This is a genomic window from Pseudomonas sp. HLT2-19-2 (assembly GCF_054898005.1).
The window spans coordinates 4,248,671-4,266,231 of record NZ_CM142712.1 but is presented as its reverse complement, the minus strand read 5'-3'; the positions used below and the strand labels follow the sequence as shown (position 1 = coordinate 4,266,231).

Annotated in this window: 13 protein-coding genes and 3 pseudogenes; 10 read left to right on the top strand and 6 right to left on the bottom strand. The window is 58.9% G+C overall.

Translation table 11 applies throughout. From position 1 onward, the window contains the following. Positions 1-45: 45 nt before the first annotated feature. Positions 46-1,236, top strand: coding sequence for a 2-methylaconitate cis-trans isomerase PrpF (gene prpF, locus ACYZTU_RS19805; RefSeq protein ID WP_461964869.1), 1,191 nt, complete (start codon positions 46-48; stop codon positions 1,234-1,236). A gap of 192 nt (positions 1,237-1,428) precedes the next feature. Beyond that, positions 1,429-2,913 (top strand): 2-methylcitrate dehydratase, encoded by a 1,485-nt coding sequence (gene prpD, locus ACYZTU_RS19800; protein ID WP_461964867.1) that lies wholly within the window; start codon positions 1,429-1,431, stop codon positions 2,911-2,913. A gap of 2 nt (positions 2,914-2,915) precedes the next feature. On the opposite strand, the pseudogene ACYZTU_RS19795 reads toward prpD, so the two are convergent. After that, positions 2,916-3,128: pseudogene (locus ACYZTU_RS19795) on the bottom strand (EamA family transporter); the annotation flags it as partial. Positions 3,129-3,139: 11 nt separating this feature from the next. Then, entirely contained in the window at positions 3,140-3,958 is an 819-nt protein-coding gene (gene ppsR / locus ACYZTU_RS19790) for a posphoenolpyruvate synthetase regulatory kinase/phosphorylase PpsR (protein WP_131062994.1), read from the bottom strand. Between the two features lie 174 nt (positions 3,959-4,132). Between ppsR and ppsA the strand changes: the two genes are divergently transcribed. The 8 genes from ppsA (at position 4,133) to ACYZTU_RS19750 (ending at position 12,194) form a co-directional block, all read left to right on the top strand. Then, positions 4,133-6,508 (top strand): phosphoenolpyruvate synthase, encoded by a 2,376-nt coding sequence (gene ppsA, locus ACYZTU_RS19785; protein WP_282378702.1) that lies wholly within the window; start codon positions 4,133-4,135, stop codon positions 6,506-6,508. A gap of 91 nt (positions 6,509-6,599) precedes the next feature. Continuing rightward, complete coding sequence (locus ACYZTU_RS19780; RefSeq protein WP_461964865.1) at positions 6,600-7,589, top strand: alpha/beta fold hydrolase; 990 nt, start codon at positions 6,600-6,602, stop codon at positions 7,587-7,589. A gap of 121 nt (positions 7,590-7,710) precedes the next feature. Next, the gene (gene rraA / locus ACYZTU_RS19775; RefSeq protein ID WP_461964863.1) at positions 7,711-8,202 is read left to right on the top strand and encodes a ribonuclease E activity regulator RraA; all 492 of its coding nucleotides are present in this window, start codon (positions 7,711-7,713) and stop codon (positions 8,200-8,202) included. Between the two features lie 38 nt (positions 8,203-8,240). Beyond that, entirely contained in the window at positions 8,241-9,236 is a 996-nt protein-coding gene (locus tag ACYZTU_RS19770; protein WP_461964861.1) for a zinc transporter ZntB, read from the top strand. A 63-nt stretch (positions 9,237-9,299) separates the two neighbouring features. After that, positions 9,300-9,548 carry a hypothetical protein gene (locus ACYZTU_RS19765; protein WP_045060997.1) on the top strand — a complete coding sequence of 83 codons (249 nt, stop codon included), beginning with the start codon at positions 9,300-9,302 and terminating at the stop codon, positions 9,546-9,548. 2 nt (positions 9,549-9,550) lie between these two features. Next, positions 9,551-10,375, top strand: a complete 825-nt coding sequence (locus ACYZTU_RS19760) for a mechanosensitive ion channel family protein (protein WP_008027407.1) — start codon at positions 9,551-9,553, stop codon at positions 10,373-10,375. An 86-nt stretch (positions 10,376-10,461) separates the two neighbouring features. After that, complete coding sequence (gene sigX, locus ACYZTU_RS19755; RefSeq protein WP_461964859.1) at positions 10,462-11,052, top strand: RNA polymerase sigma factor SigX; 591 nt, start codon at positions 10,462-10,464, stop codon at positions 11,050-11,052. Between the two features lie 107 nt (positions 11,053-11,159). Next, complete coding sequence (locus tag ACYZTU_RS19750) at positions 11,160-12,194, top strand: OmpA family protein (protein ID WP_461964857.1); 1,035 nt, start codon at positions 11,160-11,162, stop codon at positions 12,192-12,194. A gap of 84 nt (positions 12,195-12,278) precedes the next feature. Here the strand turns inward: ACYZTU_RS19750 and cobA are convergent, their stop codons facing one another. The 4 genes and pseudogenes from cobA to ACYZTU_RS19730 all read right to left on the bottom strand — a co-directional run. Beyond that, on the bottom strand, positions 12,279-13,043 hold the full coding sequence (gene cobA, locus ACYZTU_RS19745) for a uroporphyrinogen-III C-methyltransferase (protein WP_461964855.1): 765 nt from the start codon (positions 13,041-13,043) through the stop codon (positions 12,279-12,281). 10 nt (positions 13,044-13,053) lie between these two features. Then, a complete protein-coding gene (locus ACYZTU_RS19740; protein ID WP_461964853.1) occupies positions 13,054-15,771 on the bottom strand; it encodes a nitrate reductase in 2,718 nt (905 codons plus the stop codon). Next, a pseudogene (locus ACYZTU_RS19735) lies at positions 15,771-15,866 on the bottom strand (nitrite reductase small subunit NirD); the annotation flags it as partial. The pseudogene ACYZTU_RS19735 and the gene ACYZTU_RS19740, both read right to left, overlap by 1 nt. Beyond that, positions 15,855-17,495, bottom strand: a pseudogene (locus tag ACYZTU_RS19730) (FAD-dependent oxidoreductase); the annotation flags it as partial. The pseudogenes ACYZTU_RS19730 and ACYZTU_RS19735, both read right to left, overlap by 12 nt. Between the last annotated feature and the right edge of the window lie 66 nt (positions 17,496-17,561).

Sequence of the window (17,561 nt, the reverse complement as noted above, 5' to 3'; positions counted from 1 at the left end):
TATGTCCCTTGCTCGCCTGCTTTTAAGGTAAGGAGTAGGAGCACCATGGCTCGCGCACCTCAGATCAAAATCCCCGCCACCTACATGCGTGGCGGCACCAGCAAAGGCGTGTTCTTCAGCCTGCAAGACTTGCCCGAAGCGGCACAGATTCCCGGCCCGGCTCGCGATGCTCTATTGCTGCGGGTGATCGGCAGCCCCGACCCGTACGACAAGCAAATCGATGGCATGGGCGGTGCGACCTCCAGCACCAGCAAAACCGTGATCCTGTCGAAAAGCATCAAGGCCGATCACGACGTCGATTACCTGTTCGGTCAGGTCTCCATCGACAAGCCCTTCGTCGACTGGAGCGGTAACTGCGGCAACCTGTCGGCAGCGGTGGGTTCGTTTGCCATCAGCAACGGCCTAGTGGATGCCAGCCGCATCCCGCAGAACGGCGTTGCGGTGGTTCGCGTGTGGCAGGTCAACATCGGCAAGACCATCATCGCCCACGTACCGATCACCAATAGTGAAGTACAGGAAACCGGCGATTTCGAACTCGATGGCGTGACCTTCCCGGCTGCGGAAGTGCAGGTCGAATTCATGGACCCGGCAGCGGAAGAAGAGGGCGGCGGTGGTTCGATGTTCCCTACCGGCAACTTGGTGGATGACCTGGAGGTGCCGGGTGTCGGGACCTTCAAGGCGACCATGATCAATGCCGGTATTCCGACCATCTTCGTCAACGCCGAAGACATCGGCTACACCGGCACTGAACTGCAAGGCGCGATCAATAGCGATCCGAAAGCGTTGGCGATGTTCGAAACTATTCGGGCTTACGGCGCGTTGCGCATGGGCCTGATCAAGGATCTGGACGAAGCGGCCAAGCGTCAGCACACGCCGAAGGTTGCGTTTGTTGCCAAGCCAGCGGACTACGTTGCCTCCAGTGGCAAGGCGATTGCGGCGGGTGATGTCGACCTGCTGGTGCGCGCGTTGTCGATGGGCAAGTTGCATCACGCGATGATGGGCACGGCGGCGGTGGCGATCGGTACGGCGGCGGCGATTTCCGGCACATTGGTGAATCTTGCGGCGGGCGGCATCGAACGCAATGCTGTGCGCTTTGGGCATCCGTCCGGCACCTTGCGCGTGGGTGCTGAAGCCAGTCAGGTGAACGGCGAATGGACCGTGAACAAAGCCATCATGAGCCGCAGTGCGCGGGTGTTGATGGAAGGGTTTATTCGTGTGCCGGGTGATTCTTTCTGACTGACACCTATCCCCTGTAGGAGCACGGCTTGCCGGCGAAGGCGTCCTCAAGATCGCCTTCGCCGGCAAGTCGGATCGCCGCACCGCTGGCTCCTACAGGACCGCATTTCAACAATAAGAATCTTGTAACCGACTGAGATTGTCCCCTGAACCGAGGTCCCATCAACGAACCACTTCAAGAGTGAATCGAACATGAGCGCCAACGTCGACCTGAACAACCGCCCCGACTACGACACGGTCCTGCAGGACATCGCCGATTACGTCCTGACCTTCAAAATTGAATCCCAAGAAGCATTGGACACCGCCCGCAACTGCCTGATGGACACCCTCGGCTGCGGTCTCCTGGCCTTGCGTTTCCCCGAATGCACCAAACACCTTGGCCCGATCGTCGAAGGCACCGTCGTTCCGTTCGGCGCGCGCGTCCCCGGCACCCCTTACCGTCTCGATCCAGTCAAAGCTGCGTGGGACATCGGTTGCATCGTCCGCTGGCTCGACTACAACGACACTTGGCTTGCGGCCGAGTGGGGGCATCCGTCCGATAACCTCGGCGGGATTCTTGCGGTGGCCGATCACCTGTCGCAAAAACGCCTGGCCAATGGCGAGGCGCCGCTGACCGTTCGCGCGGTACTCGATGCCATGATCATGGCCCACGAGATCCAGGGCGTGATAGCGCTGGAAAACTCCTTCAATCGCGTGGGCCTCGATCACGTCATCCTGGTGAAAGTCGCCTCGACCGCCGTCACCGCCAAGCTGATGGGCGCCAATCGCGAGCAATTGTTGTCAGCGTTATCCCACGCTTTTGCCGACGGTCAGGCGCTGCGCACTTACCGTCATGCGCCGAATGCCGGATCGCGTAAATCCTGGGCGGCAGGCGATGCGTCCAGTCGCGGCGTGCGGCTGGCGGACATTGCGATGCGTGGTGAGATGGGCATTCCCGGCGTGCTGACTGCCAGGCAATGGGGTTTCTACGACGTGCTGTTCAGCCACACCAACAACGACTTGGCGCTCAAGCCTGAAGACAAACGCGTGTTCAGCTTCTCCCGGCCCTACGGCAGTTACGTGATGGAAAACGTGCTGTTCAAGATCAGCTTTCCGGCCGAATTCCACGCGCAAACGGCGTGCGAAGCGGCGGTGACCCTGCACCCGCAGGTCAGAAATCGCCTGCACGAAATCGACAAAATCGTCATCACCACCCACGAATCGGCGATCCGCATCATCTCCAAGGTCGGCCCGCTGGCCAACGCCGCGGACCGTGACCATTGTCTTCAGTACATGACTGCCGTGCCGCTGGCGTTCGGTAATCTGGTGGCCGAGCAGTACGAGGACGACTTCCACGCGGCGCATCCGATCATCGACGTGCTGCGCGAAAAAATGGTCATCGTCGAAGACCCGCGCTACACCCGCGAATACCTGGAGGCCGATAAGCGCTCCATCGCCAATGCGATACAGGTGTTCTTCAAGGACGGCTCCAGCACCGAGAACGTGTTGGTGGAGTACCCGATCGGCCATCGCCGTCGCCGCAGCGACGGCATTCCGTTGCTGGAAGACAAGTTCAGGGCCAACCTGGCGACCCGCTTCAACGCTCAGCGCAGCGCTGAGATCTTTGCGTTGTGTAAGGACCAGGCGGCGCTTGAGGCGACACCGGTGAATCGGTTTGTGGATTTGTTTGTGATCTGAGCCTACGGCGCTGGCGTACGTCCGAGGGCGGGCGCCAGCCACTTCTCAACCGGCAGCTTGGTAATGGCAAACCCTGTCAGCAGCACCGCCGAGTAAACCATCAGCTGCGGCGAAAGACTCTGCCCCTCTTACCAGGCACCGATGATCACCGCGAACACCGGAAAAATGATGAACACAAACGACAGAATGATCGGGCTCAGTCGCTTGAGCAGCAGGCGCTAAACAATTACTTGAACCGCCGCTCCACGCCTTTCTCCACCAGGATCTTCGCCGAAATCTCTTCCACCGAAAAATGCGTGGAATTGATGTGCGGAATGTTCTCGCGGCGGAACAGATTTTCCACCTCGCGCACTTCGAACTCGCACTGGGCGTAGCTCGAATAACGGCTGTTGGGCTTGCGCTCGTTGCGGATCGCGGTGAGGCGGTCCGGGTCGATGGTCAGGCCGAACAGTTTGTGCTGGTGAGCACGCAGGGTGCCTGGCAATTGCAGGCGCTCCATGTCGTCTTCGGTCAGCGGATAGTTGGCCGCACGGATGCCAAATTGCATGGCCATGTACAAACACGTCGGCGTCTTACCACAACGCGACACGCCCACTAGGATCAGGTCCGCCTTGTCGTAATAATGCGTGCGCGCACCGTCGTCGTTGTCGAGGGCGAAGTTCACCGCCTCGATCCGCTCCATGTAATTGGAGTTGCTGCCAATCGAGTGGGACTTGCCGACGGTGTAGGAAGAATGCTCGGTCAGTTCCTGTTCAAGAGGCGCCAGAAAGGTCGAGAAAATGTCGATCATGAAACCATTGGACGTTGCGAGGATCTCACGGATGTCCTGATTGACAATGGTGTCGAAGATGATCGGCCGAAAGCCGTCGTTTTCGGCGGCTTTGTTGATTTGTTGTACCATGGCTCGCGCTTTATCCACGTTGTCGATGTAGGGCCGCGTGAATTTGCTGAAGGTAATGTTTTCGAACTGCGCCAGGAGGCTTTGGCCGAGGGTCTCGGCTGTGATGCCAGTGCCGTCGGAAATAAAGAAAGCAGATCGTTTCATTTGCACCTTGGGCCTTAAGCTAGTGACGAATCTTGGATATAGTAGGCTCGGTTTGCCGGCCGCCAGTGGCCCGCATTCTCACTTATTTTCCAGGTCCAGGCCATACAGCCGGCAAACGCTCCCTGTAGCAGCCGGCTTCTGAGCTTTTCCAACACAGTTAGTGGAGAGATCACCTTGGTAGAGTACGTAGTTTCCCTCGATAAGCTCGGCGTCCATGATGTAGAGCACGTGGGGGGCAAGAACGCATCCCTCGGCGAGATGATCAGTAACCTTGCAGGTGCCGGTGTATCGGTGCCTGGTGGCTTCGCCACGACAGCTCAGGCTTATCGTGATTTTCTGGAACTGAGCGGCCTGAACGATCAGATACATGCCGCTCTCGACGCCCTGGACGTCGATGATGTCAATGCCCTGGCCAAGACCGGCGCCCAGATCCGTCAATGGATCATGGAAGCTGAATTCCCCGAGAAGCTCAACGCCGAAATCCGCACCGCGTTCGCCACGCTGTCGGCCGGCAACCCTGACATGGCCGTGGCCGTGCGCTCTTCCGCCACCGCCGAAGACCTGCCGGACGCTTCCTTCGCCGGTCAGCAGGAAACCTTCCTGAACATCCGTGGTGTCGAAAACGTTATTCGCGCCGCCAAAGAGGTGTTCGCTTCCCTGTTTAACGACCGCGCCATTTCCTATCGCGTGCACCAGGGCTTCGACCACAAGCTGGTGGCCCTGTCGGCCGGCGTGCAGCGCATGGTCCGCTCCGAAACCGGCACCGCCGGCGTGATGTTCACCCTCGATACCGAGTCGGGCTTCCGTGACGTGGTGTTCATCACCGGCGCCTACGGCCTGGGTGAAACCGTCGTACAAGGCGCGGTGAACCCCGATGAGTTCTACGTCCACAAAGGCACGCTGGCAGCCGGTCGTCCGGCCATCCTGCGTCGCAACCTGGGCAGCAAAGCCATCAAGATGATCTACGGCGAAATCGCCACGGCCGGTAAATCGGTCAAGACCATCGACGTAGACAAGGCTGATCGCGCACGTTTCTGCCTGAGCGATGCCGAAGTCAGCGAACTGGCCAAGCAAGCGATGATCATCGAGAAGCACTACAAGTGCCCGATGGACATCGAGTGGGCCAAAGACGGCGACGACGGCAAGCTCTACATCGTTCAGGCACGTCCTGAAACCGTGAAGAGCCGTACCTCGGCCAACGTCATGGAACGCTATCTGTTGAAAGAAACCGGCACCGTGCTGGTTGAAGGTCGCGCCATCGGCCAGCGCATTGGCGCGGGCAAGGTGCGGATCATCAAGGACGTGTCCGAGATGGATAAAGTCCAGCCAGGCGACGTTCTGGTCTCCGACATGACCGACCCGGACTGGGAACCGGTCATGAAACGCGCCAGCGCCATCGTCACCAACCGTGGCGGTCGCACCTGCCACGCGGCGATCATCGCTCGCGAGCTGGGCATCCCGGCCGTGGTCGGTTGCGGCAACGCCACCCAGCTGTTGAAAGACGGCCAGGGCGTGACCGTTTCCTGCGCTGAAGGCGACACCGGATACATCTTCGAAGGTGAACTGGGCTTCGACATCAAGAAAAACTCCGTGGACGCCATGCCTGATCTGCCATTCAAGATCATGATGAACGTCGGCAACCCGGACCGCGCCTTCGACTTCGCACAGCTGCCGAACGCCGGTGTGGGCCTGGCCCGTCTGGAGTTCATCATCAATCGCATGATCGGTGTTCACCCCAAAGCGCTGCTGAACTACGCCGGGCTGCCGCAGGAAATCAAAGACAGCGTCGACAAGCGCATTGCCGGCTACGACGATCCGGTCGGTTTCTATGTTGAGAAGCTGGTTGAAGGCATCAGCACCCTGGCCGCTGCGTTCACGCCGAAAAAGGTCATCGTGCGTCTGTCGGACTTCAAGTCCAACGAATACGCGAACCTGATCGGCGGCAAGCTCTACGAGCCGGAAGAAGAAAACCCGATGCTGGGCTTCCGCGGCGCCTCGCGTTACATCAGCGAAGCGTTCCGTGACTGCTTCGAACTCGAATGCCGTGCCCTCAAGCGCGTGCGCAACGAGATGGGCCTGACCAACGTCGAAATCATGGTGCCATTCGTCCGCACCTTGGGCGAAGCCAGCCAGGTCATCGACCTGCTAGCGGAGAACGGTCTGAAGCGCGGCGAAAACGGCCTGCGCATCATCATGATGTGCGAACTGCCGTCCAACGCGATCCTTGCGGAAGAATTCCTCGAGTTCTTCGACGGTTTCTCCATCGGCTCCAACGACCTGACTCAACTGACACTGGGCCTGGACCGTGACTCCGGGATCATCGCTCACCTGTTCGACGAGCGTAATCCAGCGGTTAAGAAACTGTTGGCCAACGCGATTCAGGCGTGCAACAAGGCTGGCAAGTACATCGGCATTTGCGGTCAGGGCCCTTCGGACCACCCTGATCTGGCCAAATGGCTGATGGAACAGGGCATTGAAAGCGTTTCGTTGAACCCCGATTCCGTACTGGAAACCTGGTTCTTCCTGGCTGAAGGTCAAGCTCCGGCCTGATGTGAATGAAGCCTCGGTCAAGTGGCCGAGGCTTTAAGAATCAAGTAGGGCGGGCTCCGCTGGAAGCCGCCCTTTTTTGTGCAAGAGCATTATGCAAAGCAGCAGCAACCTATTTCCTGTCGCCCTGATCAGCGCCGAGCGGCGCGGCGATCTGAGCGAAGACGTCTATCGTCTGAAACCCGGCAACAGCCCTGATGGCACCGTCGAACTGGCTGTGACACGTCTCGGCATGGCCGACGAGCCAGCGGTGCGTGGCGTGCCGGTGATCCTGTTGCACGGCAGCTTTTCCAATCGCCGGTTCTGGTTTTCGCCAAAAGGCCTGGGTCTGGGCGCCTACCTGACGCGCCTAGGATTCGATGTATGGATTGCGGAAATGCGCGGTCATGGCCTGTCCCAGCGCAACCAGAACTACCGCAAGAACCGCGTCGCCGACTACGCTCGTTACGATCTGCCGGCCATTGGCGCGTTCGTGCGTGAGCAGAGCGGCCAGGTCCCGCACTGGATCGGTCATTCGCTGGGCGGGATTACGCTGGCGGCGGCGCTGGGTGGCAAGTACATCGGCGAGCCGGTCGTAGCTTCCGCGGCGTTTTTTGGTACGCAAGTCAGTCGCACCTACTGGCCGTTGAAGATTCCGCCAGTGGAGTGGAGCGGGCGTTTCATTCTTAAACGCTTTGCCCAGTTGTCCGGTTCACGGCTCAAGCGCGGCCCGGAGGACGAGCCGATTGGCCTGGCCCTGGAAAGCATGCGCTGGTATGGCCTGTTCGGGCGCTTTGGTGATGCCGACAAGGATTGGTGGGACGGGTTGGCCGAGGTTCAGTTGCCGGTATTGGCTGTGAGCGCAGTGGGCGATCATCAGGACCCGACCTGGGCCTGTCGCAAACTGTTCGATCAGCTCGGTTCCGAGCAGAAGCAATTTATCAACCTGGGTCGCGACCAAGGCTTTGGCGAAAATTTCGGTCATGTGGAAATGCTCGTCAGCAAAGCCGCCCAGACTGAAGTCTGGCCGTTGGTGGCGCGCTGGTTGGTAGATCAGCAGACGCCATTGCTGGGTGGAAAACCGGATCTGGCCGCGGCGATTTGAGCCTGATGCTCTAACAAGGGCATTTCGCTCCGTTCGGCTTGCGGCTAAGATATGACGCATTAAGCTTTTCTGGTCACTTTGCGACATCCTCGATTGTCTTCCTCTTTACAGGAGTTTCTCGATGAACCATTACCTCACGCCTGACCTGTGCGACGCCTATCCGGAACTGGTGCAGGTGCTGGAACCGATGTTCAGCAATTTCGGCGGTCGAGATTCCTTCGGCGGCGAAATCGTGACCATCAAGTGCTTCGAAGACAACTCGCGGGTCAAGGAGCAGGTCGAGCTCAAGGGGAATGGCAAGGTGCTGGTGGTCGATGGCGGCGGTTCCCTGCGTCATGCGTTGCTGGGTGACATGCTGGCCGAGAAAGCCGCAAAAAACGGTTGGGAAGGGCTAGTGATCTACGGTTGTATCCGCGACGTCGATATCATCGCGCAGACCGATCTGGGCGTTCAGGCCCTCGCCAGCCACCCGAGGAAATCAGACAGGCGCGGGCTCGGCGATATCAACGTTGCGGTGACCTTTGCTGGCGTGACCTTCCATCCAGGTCACTACATCTATGCGGACAACAACGGCGTGATCATTTCGCCAAGCCCGCTTGCGATGCCTGAATAAAGCACTGCTGGCTTTTTGTTTCAAAAATAGGGGTGAGGATGTTCGAGGAAGAAAACGCGCAGTGGGGCCTGGTGCATGCCCTGGTACTGGACGGTAAAGGCGGTGCGCGTTCGATAGCCCGGACTGAACTCGATGACTTGCAGCTGCAGGCCCATGAAAGCCTGTGGCTGCACTGGGATCGAAGTCACCCGCAAACCCAGACCTGGCTGCGCAAATCCAGCGGTCTGAGTGAATTCAGCTGTGACCTGTTGCTTGAAGAAAACACCCGGCCGCGTCTCGTACAGCTTTCGGTTAGCGAACTGCTGCTATTTTTGCGTGGGATCAATCTAAACCCGGGCGCCGAGCCGGAAGACATGGTCTCGGTACGGATTTTTGCGTCGGCCCAGCGGGTTATTTCTCTGCGTTTGCGTCCGTTGCGCGCCACCGATGAGTTGCTGGTGCAACTCGCCGAAGGTAAAGGACCGAAAACTGCGTCAGAACTCATCCTTTGTATGGCGCAATACCTCACCAACAAGGTGCAGGATCTGGTCAGTTGCCTCTCGGAAGTGGTCGATGAGGAAGAAGAAAAGCTGGATGCCGACGAACGGTATACACCCGAGCACGGAGCCGTTTTGCAGATCCGTCGCAGGGCTGCCGCGTTGAAACGATTTCTTGCGCCGCAGCGGGATATTTTCGGTCAGCTGACACGGATAAAACTGCCTTGGTTCGTCGAAGACGATGGCGATTACTGGAACGAATTGAACAACAGCCTGACCCGGTATCTCGAGGAGCTTGAATTGGCCCGGGAGCGGGTGGGGTTGGTCCTAGAGGCCGAAGATAGACGTTTGAGCGTGCGCATGAGCCGCACGATGTACCGCTTCGGGATCATCACCGGGATCTTTTTGCCGATGAGTTTTCTGGCAGGTCTCTTGGGTATCAACGTCGGCGGGATTCCGTTCTCCGCAAGCCCTTATGGCTTCCCGATTGCCTGCCTGATGATGGTCTCGGTGGCACTGGGGCAGTGGTGGTTATTCCGACGTTTGCGCTGGGTCTGAGGGTGAGTCATGTGACCCGACCAAATTTGATCGCGTCTTTCACAGACATCACGAGAGGTGCGTATGCACGATCCGTTTGAACAGTCTTTGCGTGACATGCTCAAGGCATCACCGTCCACCCGGGACGACGATGCGTGCCTGGGGCGTGTACTGAAAACCGCCAACCGTCAGGTCGGCGCCGGTGATCTGTTCAGTCTGCTGGGCCGTTGGCTGCCCGCGCTGATGATTGCCCTCAACAACGGCTCGGCCCACGTTTCGCCGGTATCCCGCCACCGTAAACCTACCGTTCGCACTGCTGATAAGGCTGATTGAATATGGAACTTGATCTCTGGACTCAGAGCCTCGTCACTGCAATGACTGCGTTATGGACCAAGGTTGCAAATTTCATCCCGAACCTGTTCGGCGCACTGGTTGTGCTGCTGTTGGGTTTCGTCGTGGCGAAACTTTTGGATACTTTGTTGTCCAAGTTGCTCGCCAAGCTGGGACTTGATCGCCTGATGGGCGGCACCGGTCTGACTAAATTGCTGTCCCGGGCCGGCCTTCAAGTGCCGATCTCGACGTTGATCGGCAAGATCGTCTATTGGTTCGTTTTGCTGATTTTTCTGGTTTCTGCCGCAGAATCCCTTGGACTTGAGCGAGTTTCGGCTACGCTTGACATGCTTGCGCTGTATTTGCCGAAAGTGTTCGGCGCCGCGCTGGTGCTGCTGGTGGGTGTATTGCTCGCGCAACTGGCCAATGGGCTGGTGCGTGGGGCGGCAGAGGGCGTAGGGCTGGATTACGCTGCGGGTCTGGGGCGAATTGCCCAGGGCCTGGTGATTATCATCAGTATTTCGGTCGCAATCAGCCAGTTGGAGGTCAAGACTGACCTGCTCAACCATGTGATTGTGATCGTATTGATTACCGTTGGTCTGGCAGTTGCGCTGGCCATGGGGTTGGGAAGCCGGGAAATTGCCGGTCAGATTCTTGCGGGAATCTATGTGCGTGAGTTGTATCAGGTTGGGCAACAAGTGCGTGTTGGCGAGGTCGAAGGTCAGATCGAAGAGATCGGCACGGTTAAAACCACATTGCTGACCGATGAGGGTGAGCTAGTCTCTCTCTCCAATCGGATCCTACTGGAGCAGCATGTGAGTAGCCGCTAATCCGGCAAATCCTGCTAGTGTATGCCGCCGCAAAGTGCCCTGAAAGGGCGCGGCGGACATTGACCTGACTGTCGGCCTGACTTGTTTTGAATAAAGCTCAATCGCTGTCCACGCGCTACGACCCCCGCGAGCTCTCTGATGAGGAGTTGGTCGCGCGCTCGCATACCGAGCTGTTTCACGTAACGCGCGCCTATGAAGAACTGATGCGGCGTTACCAGCGAACATTATTTAACGTCTGTGCGCGATATCTTGGGAACGATCGTGATGCAGACGATGTCTGTCAGGAAGTGATGTTGAAGGTGCTGTATGGCCTGAAGAACTTCGAAGGTAAATCGAAGTTCAAGACGTGGCTATATAGCATCACGTACAACGAATGCATCACGCAGTATCGGAAAGAACGGCGAAAGCGTCGCTTGATGGATGCTTTGAGTCTGGACCCCCTCGAGGAAGCGTCTGAAGAAAAGGCGCCGAAACCTGAGGAAACGGCTGGACTTGATCGCTGGTTGGTGTATGTGAACCCGATTGACCGTGAAATTCTGGTGCTACGATTTGTCGCAGAGCTGGAGTTTCAGGAGATCGCAGATATCATGCACATGGGTTTGAGTGCGACAAAAATGCGATACAAACGTGCTCTAGATAAATTGCGTGAGAAATTTGCAGGCATTGCTGAAACTTAGTTCGGCGCAAATATCTCTTACGTGTAGGCAAGTTCTGATAGACTTGCCGCCGAGTTGTCCCCCGGTTTGCGGGACTGCTTCACAATCACCAGATGGGGATTTAACGGATGAAACTGAAAAACACCTTGGGCTTGGCCATTGGTTCTTTGATTGCCGCCACTTCGTTCGGCGCTCTGGCACAAGGCCAAGGCGCAGTTGAAATCGAAGGCTTCGCAAAGAAAGAACAATTCGACAGCGCTCGTAACTTCAAGAACAACGGCAACCTGTTCGGTGGTTCGGTTGGTTACTTCCTGACCGACGACGTTGAACTGCGTCTGGCTTACGACGAAGTGCACAACGTGCGTTCCGACGACGGTCGTAACATCAAGGGCGCTAACACCGCTCTGGACGCTCTGTACCACTTCAACAACCCGGGCGACATGCTGCGTCCGTACGTATCGGCTGGCTTCTCCGATCAGAGCATCGGTCAGAACGGCTCCAACGGTCGTAACCGTTCCACCTTCGCTAACGTTGGCGGCGGTGCCAAGCTGTACTTCACCGACAACTTCTACGCCCGTGCTGGCGTTGAAGCTCAATACAACATCGACCAGGGCGACACCGAGTGGGCTCCAAGCGTCGGTATCGGTGTGAACTTCGGTGGCGGCTCCAAGCCTGCTGCTGCTCCAGTTCCAGCACCAGCCGAAGTCTGCTCCGACAGCGACAACGATGGCGTGTGCGACAACGTTGACAAGTGCCCGGACACCCCAGCCAACGTAACTGTTGACGCTGATGGCTGCCCAGCAGTTGCTGAAGTTGTTCGTGTTGAGCTCGACGTGAAATTCGACTTCGACAAGTCGGTAGTTAAGACTAACAGCTACGGCGACATCAAAAACCTCGCTGACTTCATGAAGCAGTACCCATCCACCAGCACTACTGTTGAAGGTCACACTGACTCCGTCGGTCCTGACGCTTACAACCAGAAACTGTCCGAGCGTCGTGCAAACGCCGTTAAGCAAGTTCTGACCAACCAGTACGGTGTTGAATCGACCCGCGTTCAGTCTGTTGGCTACGGCGAATCCCGCCCAGTTGCTGACAACAAAACTGATGCTGGTCGCGCTGTAAACCGTCGCGTAGAAGCGCAGGTTGAAGCTAACGCTAAGTAATTAGTCGCAGCTCTGAAAAGCCCGGCTTAGGCCGGGCTTTTCTTTGTCTGCGATTTGGTGAGGGCAGGGTTGAAGCAGGGAGAGTCAGACTGACTGATTGACTGCATTCGCGGGGAAATCAGCTACCGACAGGGATACTTCTGTACAGGCCGCGACCGCGCCGATGACCAGGATTGCCGGACTCTTCAACTCAAAGGCGTAGGCATCTTCTTCCATCGCTGTCAGATCGCTCCTACATTCCCGTTGGTGTGGCAGGGAAGCATTTTCAATCATCGCCACCGGTGTATCCGCCGCCATTCCGCCGGCCAGCAGGCGCTCACGGATCTCGCTCAGTTTTGCGACACCCATATACACCACCAGCGTCGTGCCACCTTGCGCCAGGGCTTGCCAGTTCAAGCTGCTGCCATCCTGAGTGTGGGCGGTGACCAGCGTCACGCCACGCGCGACGCCTCGCAGGGTCAAGGGAATATCGCATTGCGTTGCGCCGGCAAGCCCGGCTGTGATGCCGTTGACCAGCTCAACCTCGACGCCGCGTTCACGCAGCCACTGTGCCTCTTCACCGCCACGGCCGAAAATGCACGGATCACCGCCCTTGAGCCGCACCACGCATTGACCGTGGCGGATATAACGCAGCATCAGGCGATGAATGAACGCCTGAGGCGTAGAGCGACAGCCGCCGCGCTTGCCCACGGGAATGATCCGCGCCTGGGGGCAATGCTCCAGCACTGCGTCGTTGACCAGGTCATCAATCAGCACCACATCCGCCTCTCTCAACGCTCGCACTGCCTTGAGGGTCAACAATTCCGGATCTCCAGGGCCTGCACCCACCAGCCAGACTTTTGCGCTCATAGTATTTTCCTCACGAGATGACGGCGATCGGCTGGGCAGTGGCGGCCAGCAAACGCTTGATTTCCGGGACGCAGGAGCCGCATTGCGTGCCGCAACCCAATTCTTGTTTCAAACCCTGCAGATCCAGGCCGCGACTAATGCCTGCGCAGACCGCGCTCTGGCTGACGTTTTTGCAGTTGCACAGGATGTTGTTACCGACGGCCGGTGTATTGGCGTTGCCCGGTGGTGCGCTCAGCGGTGCCAGCAGCCAGCGCCGCAGTTGTTCATCGGCGCGACCTTCGAGCCACAGACTTTGCAGCCAGTGTTGGGCGAGGGTTTCGCCGGCCAGACGAATCGCGGTGATCCGACCGTTCTCAATCCGCACGCGTTTGCCGATGGAGCGTCGTGGGTCGTCGTAAGCCAAAACCGTGCCGTCGTTGAGCCCCATGCATTGATCGATATCACGCAGCAATTGTGGATCTGGCGCGCTGGCGCTGGCAGCGCGTATCAGCAGTGCGGGGCGTTCACGGCCGGCCAAGCTGAGGCTAACGTAGGAAAACGCCTCACAGAACGGTCGTAGCGTCTCAAAATGCTGTTGAACATTGCCCTCTATCAGGGCGAAAAGGTTCCACGGCAGTTGCACAGGTTCGAGGCGCACGCCGCTGTGCTTGAGTTCGGGTTGTTTCGACATCGGGTCGAAAGCCGGTTGGGTGAGCGCATTTACGCCACCCTTGAGGAAGCGGTCACCCCAATGCATCGGCAGAAAGGCCTGGCCCGGGCGCACGCTGTCGTCGCTGCCGACGGCGACAATCACCGCGCCACGGCGACTTTTCAGGCTAACCAGGTCGCCCGATTGCAGCCGATGCCGACGCAGTTCATCCGGGTGCAAACTCAACACTGCTTCGCTGACGTGTCCGAATAACTGCGCGGCGGTGCCAGTGCGGCTCATGCCGTGCCATTGATCCCGCAGGCGGCCGGTGATCAGGGTCAGCGGGAAGCGCGCGTCGCGTTGTTCCTTGGCGGCGCGATACGGGTCGGCCACGAATTGCGCACGTCCACTGGCAGTCGGAAAAATCCCGTCCAGGTACAGCCGAGCCGTGCCTTCACTGGCGCCCGTGGGGAAGGGCCATTGCTGAGGGCCGAGGCGGTCGATCAGCTCGTGACTGATGCCGGACAAGTCCAGATCACGCCCGCGGGTCAGTTGTTTGTACTCATCGAAGACTTGCGCTGGCGTTTCAAAGGTAAACAGGCTGGTTTGCCCCGGACGCAGATGTTGTTCCAGGCGTTGTGCGAAATCTACGGTGATCGCCCAGTCGGAGCGGGCTTCGCCCGGTGCGACGATGGCTCGACGAACGTGGGAAATGCGCCGCTCGGAGTTCGTCACCGTGCCGTCCTTTTCGCCCCAACTGGCGGCCGGCAACAGTAGATCAGCGAACGCTGCGGTTTCGGTGGTGCGGAAAGCTTCCTGCAACACCACGAACGGGCAGGCTTGCAGTGCCGCGCGCACGGCGGTTTGATCCGGCATTGACTGCGCGGGGTTGGTGCAAGCGATCCACAGCGCCTTGATTTTCCCGCTACGCACCTGCTCGAACAGTTCAATGGCGGTTAATCCGGTGTTCTCGGGAAGTTGTTCAACGCCCCAATAGGCGGCCACTTCCGCGCGATGTTCAGCATTGGCGGCTTCGCGATGGCCAGGCAGCAGGTTCGACAAACTGCCGGTTTCCCGACCCCCCATGGCATTCGGCTGACCGGTCAGCGAGAAAGGCCCTGCACCGGGGCGGCCGATTTGCCCGGTGGCCAGGTGCAGGTTGATCAGTGCACTGTTCTTTGCGCTGCCGGCGGTGGACTGGTTCAGCCCCATGCACCATAGCGATAGAAAACGCTTCGAGGTGCCGACCCATTTGGCGCATTGCTGCAGTTGCTCGACGCTGATCCCACAGAGCTGCGAAACCATCTGCGCCGTGTAATCGCGCACCAGGTTTTTCAGTTCGGCCAAGCCTTCGGTGTGGGCCTTGATGAAGTCGCGGTCGACCCAGTCTTCCCACAACAGCAGGTGCAAAATCCCATGGAACAACGCGACATCGGTACCCGGCAGAATGGCCAGGTGCAGGTCAGCCAAATCGCAGGTGTCGGTACGACGCGGGTCGATGACGATGACTTTCATCTGCGGCCGACGGGATTTCGCTTCCTCCAGCCGACGGAAAAGTATCGGGTGGGCGTAGGCCATGTTACTGCCGACGATCATCACGCAGTCGCTCAGCTCCAGGTCTTCGTAGTTGCACGGCGGTGCGTCGGCACCCAGGCTGCGCTTGTAACCGACCACTGCTGAAGACATGCACAGGCGCGAATTGCTGTCGATGTTGTTGGTGCCCACCAGCGCTCGTGCCAGTTTGTTGAACGCGTAGTAATCCTCGGTCAGCAATTGCCCGGAGATGTAGAACGCCACGCTGTCCGGGCCGTGTTCGGCGATGGTCTCGGCAAAAACGCTGGCGGCGTGATCGAGGGCAGTGTCCCAATCGGTGCGGCTGCGGGCCAAGCCTTTGCCGAGGCGCAGTTCGGGGTATAGCGCCCGGGCCGCGAGATCGCCGGTCAGGTGCAGGGTCGATCCTTTGCTGCACAGTTTGCCGAAGTTGGCCGGGTGGGCCGGATCGCCGCTGACGCCGAGAATGCGCTCGCCGTCATGCTCGATCAGCACGCCGCAGCCGACCCCGCAGTAGCAGCAGGTAGAAGCGGTGATCTGGCGATTCATCAGCTTGCTTCCCGCAGAGCCAGCAGCACCCGGCCATTCTCGACCCGTGCGCAATGGTGGTGAGCGCAACCGATGTCCGGGGCCTGTGCTTCGCCGATCAGGTAATAGTTGAGCGCCGGGCGGCACGTGGCGCAGCCGTTCGGGGTGCGCCAGTTCAGGTAGCTCAGTGTGCCAGCGATGGTCAGCAAGTGCTGCTCGCGGATGGCCTGGCGGATTTGCCCGTGGTTCAGGTCGCTGCAACCGCAGATGGCTTTTTCGCTTTTCGGTTTGACGTCCGCCGCGCCGCCCACGGTGTTGATCAGGATATGTTCTACCAGCCCTGCGCAGGAACCGCAGGAGCTAACCGCCTTAGTGTGTTTCTTGACGTCGTCGACGCTGAACAATCCGTGCTCCTGAATCGCCTTGACGATGGTGCCTTTGCACACGCCGTTGCAGCCGCAGACTTCGGCGGTGTCGGCCATGCTCATGGCGTTGTCCTGGCCTTGATGCCCTACGTCGCCCAGGGCCAGCTCCATGGATGAAGAGCCGCCGAACATCAGGTGATCGCGGATCTGCGCGATGTCGTGATTCTCACGGATCTGCCGGAAATACCAGCCACCGTCTGCCGTATCGCCGTACAGACAGGCCCCGACCAGCACGTCATCCTTGATCACCAGTTTTTTGTAGATCCCGCCGATGGGGTCGGAGAGGGTGATGGTTTCGGTGCCTTCGCCGCCCATGAAGTCGCCGGCGGAGAACAGGTCGATGCCGGTGACTTTTAATTTGGTCGACGTCACCGAGCCCTTGTAGGTGGCGAAGCCCAGTTGGGCGAGGTGGTTGGCGCAGACCTTGGCCTGTTCGAACAGCGGCGCCACCAGGCCGTAGGCGATGCCGCGGTGGCTGGCGCATTCGCCGATGGCATAGATGCGTGGGTCGTAGGTTTGCAGGGTGTCGTTGACCAGAATCCCGCGGTTGCAAGGGATGCCGGATTTTTCCGCGAGTTCGGTGTTGGGGCGAATGCCGGCGGCCATCACCACCAGGTCGGCGGGGATGATGTCGCCATTCTTGAACTCAACCGAACCGACCCGGCCATTGCCGGCATCGTGCAGGGCTTGGGTTTGCTCGAAAAGACGAAAGTGCAGGCCGCGGGCTTCCAGGGCGGTTTGCAGTAACTGGCCGCTGGTTTTGTCCAGTTGCCGTTCCAGCAACCATTCGCCGATGTGCACCACGGTGACGTGCATGCCGCGCAGCATCAGGCCGTTGGCGGCTTCCAGGCCGAGCAGGCCGCCACCGATCACAACGGCGTGCTTGTGGGTTTTCGCGGTGTCGATCATCGCCTGGGTATCGGCGATGTCGCGGTAGCCGATCACGCCGTGCAAGGTGTTGCCGGGGATCGGCAGGATGAACGGGGTCGAGCCGGTGGCGATCAGCAGGCGATCGTATTCGGCCTCGCTGCCGTCTTCAGCGATGACCCGGCGTTTGACCCGATCGATCTCCACCACTTTGCGGTTCAACATCAGCTTGATGTTGTTGTCCAGGTACCAGTCCATATCGTTCAGCACGATGTCTTCAAAGGTCTGTTCACCGGCCAGCACGGGCGACAGCAGGATGCGGTTGTAGTTGGTATGGGGTTCGGCGCCGAAGACCGTGATGTCGTACAGCTCATTGCTCAGCTTGAGCAGCTCTTCCAGGGTACGAACCCCGGCCATGCCGTTGCCGATCATCACCAGTTTTAATTTTTTCATCAGGTTCTCCGGGGAGCTCAGACCCGCCTCATCAGGGCTTTCAGGTCTTGCTCGACACATTTTGCG

What these genes read in the sequence shown, in the direction of transcription:
- prpF (WP_461964869.1), top strand. Translation starts at nt 46, where the DNA reads ATGGCTCGCGCACCTCAGATCAAAATCCCCGCCACCTACATGCGTGGC.
- prpD (WP_461964867.1), top strand. Translation starts at nt 1,429, where the DNA reads ATGAGCGCCAACGTCGACCTGAACAACCGCCCCGACTACGACACGGTC.
- ppsR (WP_131062994.1), bottom strand. Translation starts at nt 3,958, where the DNA reads ATGAAACGATCTGCTTTCTTTATTTCCGACGGCACTGGCATCACAGCC.
- ACYZTU_RS19780 (WP_461964865.1), top strand. Translation starts at nt 6,600, where the DNA reads ATGCAAAGCAGCAGCAACCTATTTCCTGTCGCCCTGATCAGCGCCGAG.
- rraA (WP_461964863.1), top strand. Translation starts at nt 7,711, where the DNA reads ATGAACCATTACCTCACGCCTGACCTGTGCGACGCCTATCCGGAACTG.
- ACYZTU_RS19770 (WP_461964861.1), top strand. Translation starts at nt 8,241, where the DNA reads ATGTTCGAGGAAGAAAACGCGCAGTGGGGCCTGGTGCATGCCCTGGTA.
- ACYZTU_RS19765 (WP_045060997.1), top strand. Translation starts at nt 9,300, where the DNA reads ATGCACGATCCGTTTGAACAGTCTTTGCGTGACATGCTCAAGGCATCA.
- ACYZTU_RS19760 (WP_008027407.1), top strand. Translation starts at nt 9,551, where the DNA reads ATGGAACTTGATCTCTGGACTCAGAGCCTCGTCACTGCAATGACTGCG.
- ACYZTU_RS19750 (WP_461964857.1), top strand. Translation starts at nt 11,160, where the DNA reads ATGAAACTGAAAAACACCTTGGGCTTGGCCATTGGTTCTTTGATTGCC.
- cobA (WP_461964855.1), bottom strand. Translation starts at nt 13,043, where the DNA reads ATGAGCGCAAAAGTCTGGCTGGTGGGTGCAGGCCCTGGAGATCCGGAA.
- ACYZTU_RS19740 (WP_461964853.1), bottom strand. Translation starts at nt 15,771, where the DNA reads ATGAATCGCCAGATCACCGCTTCTACCTGCTGCTACTGCGGGGTCGGC.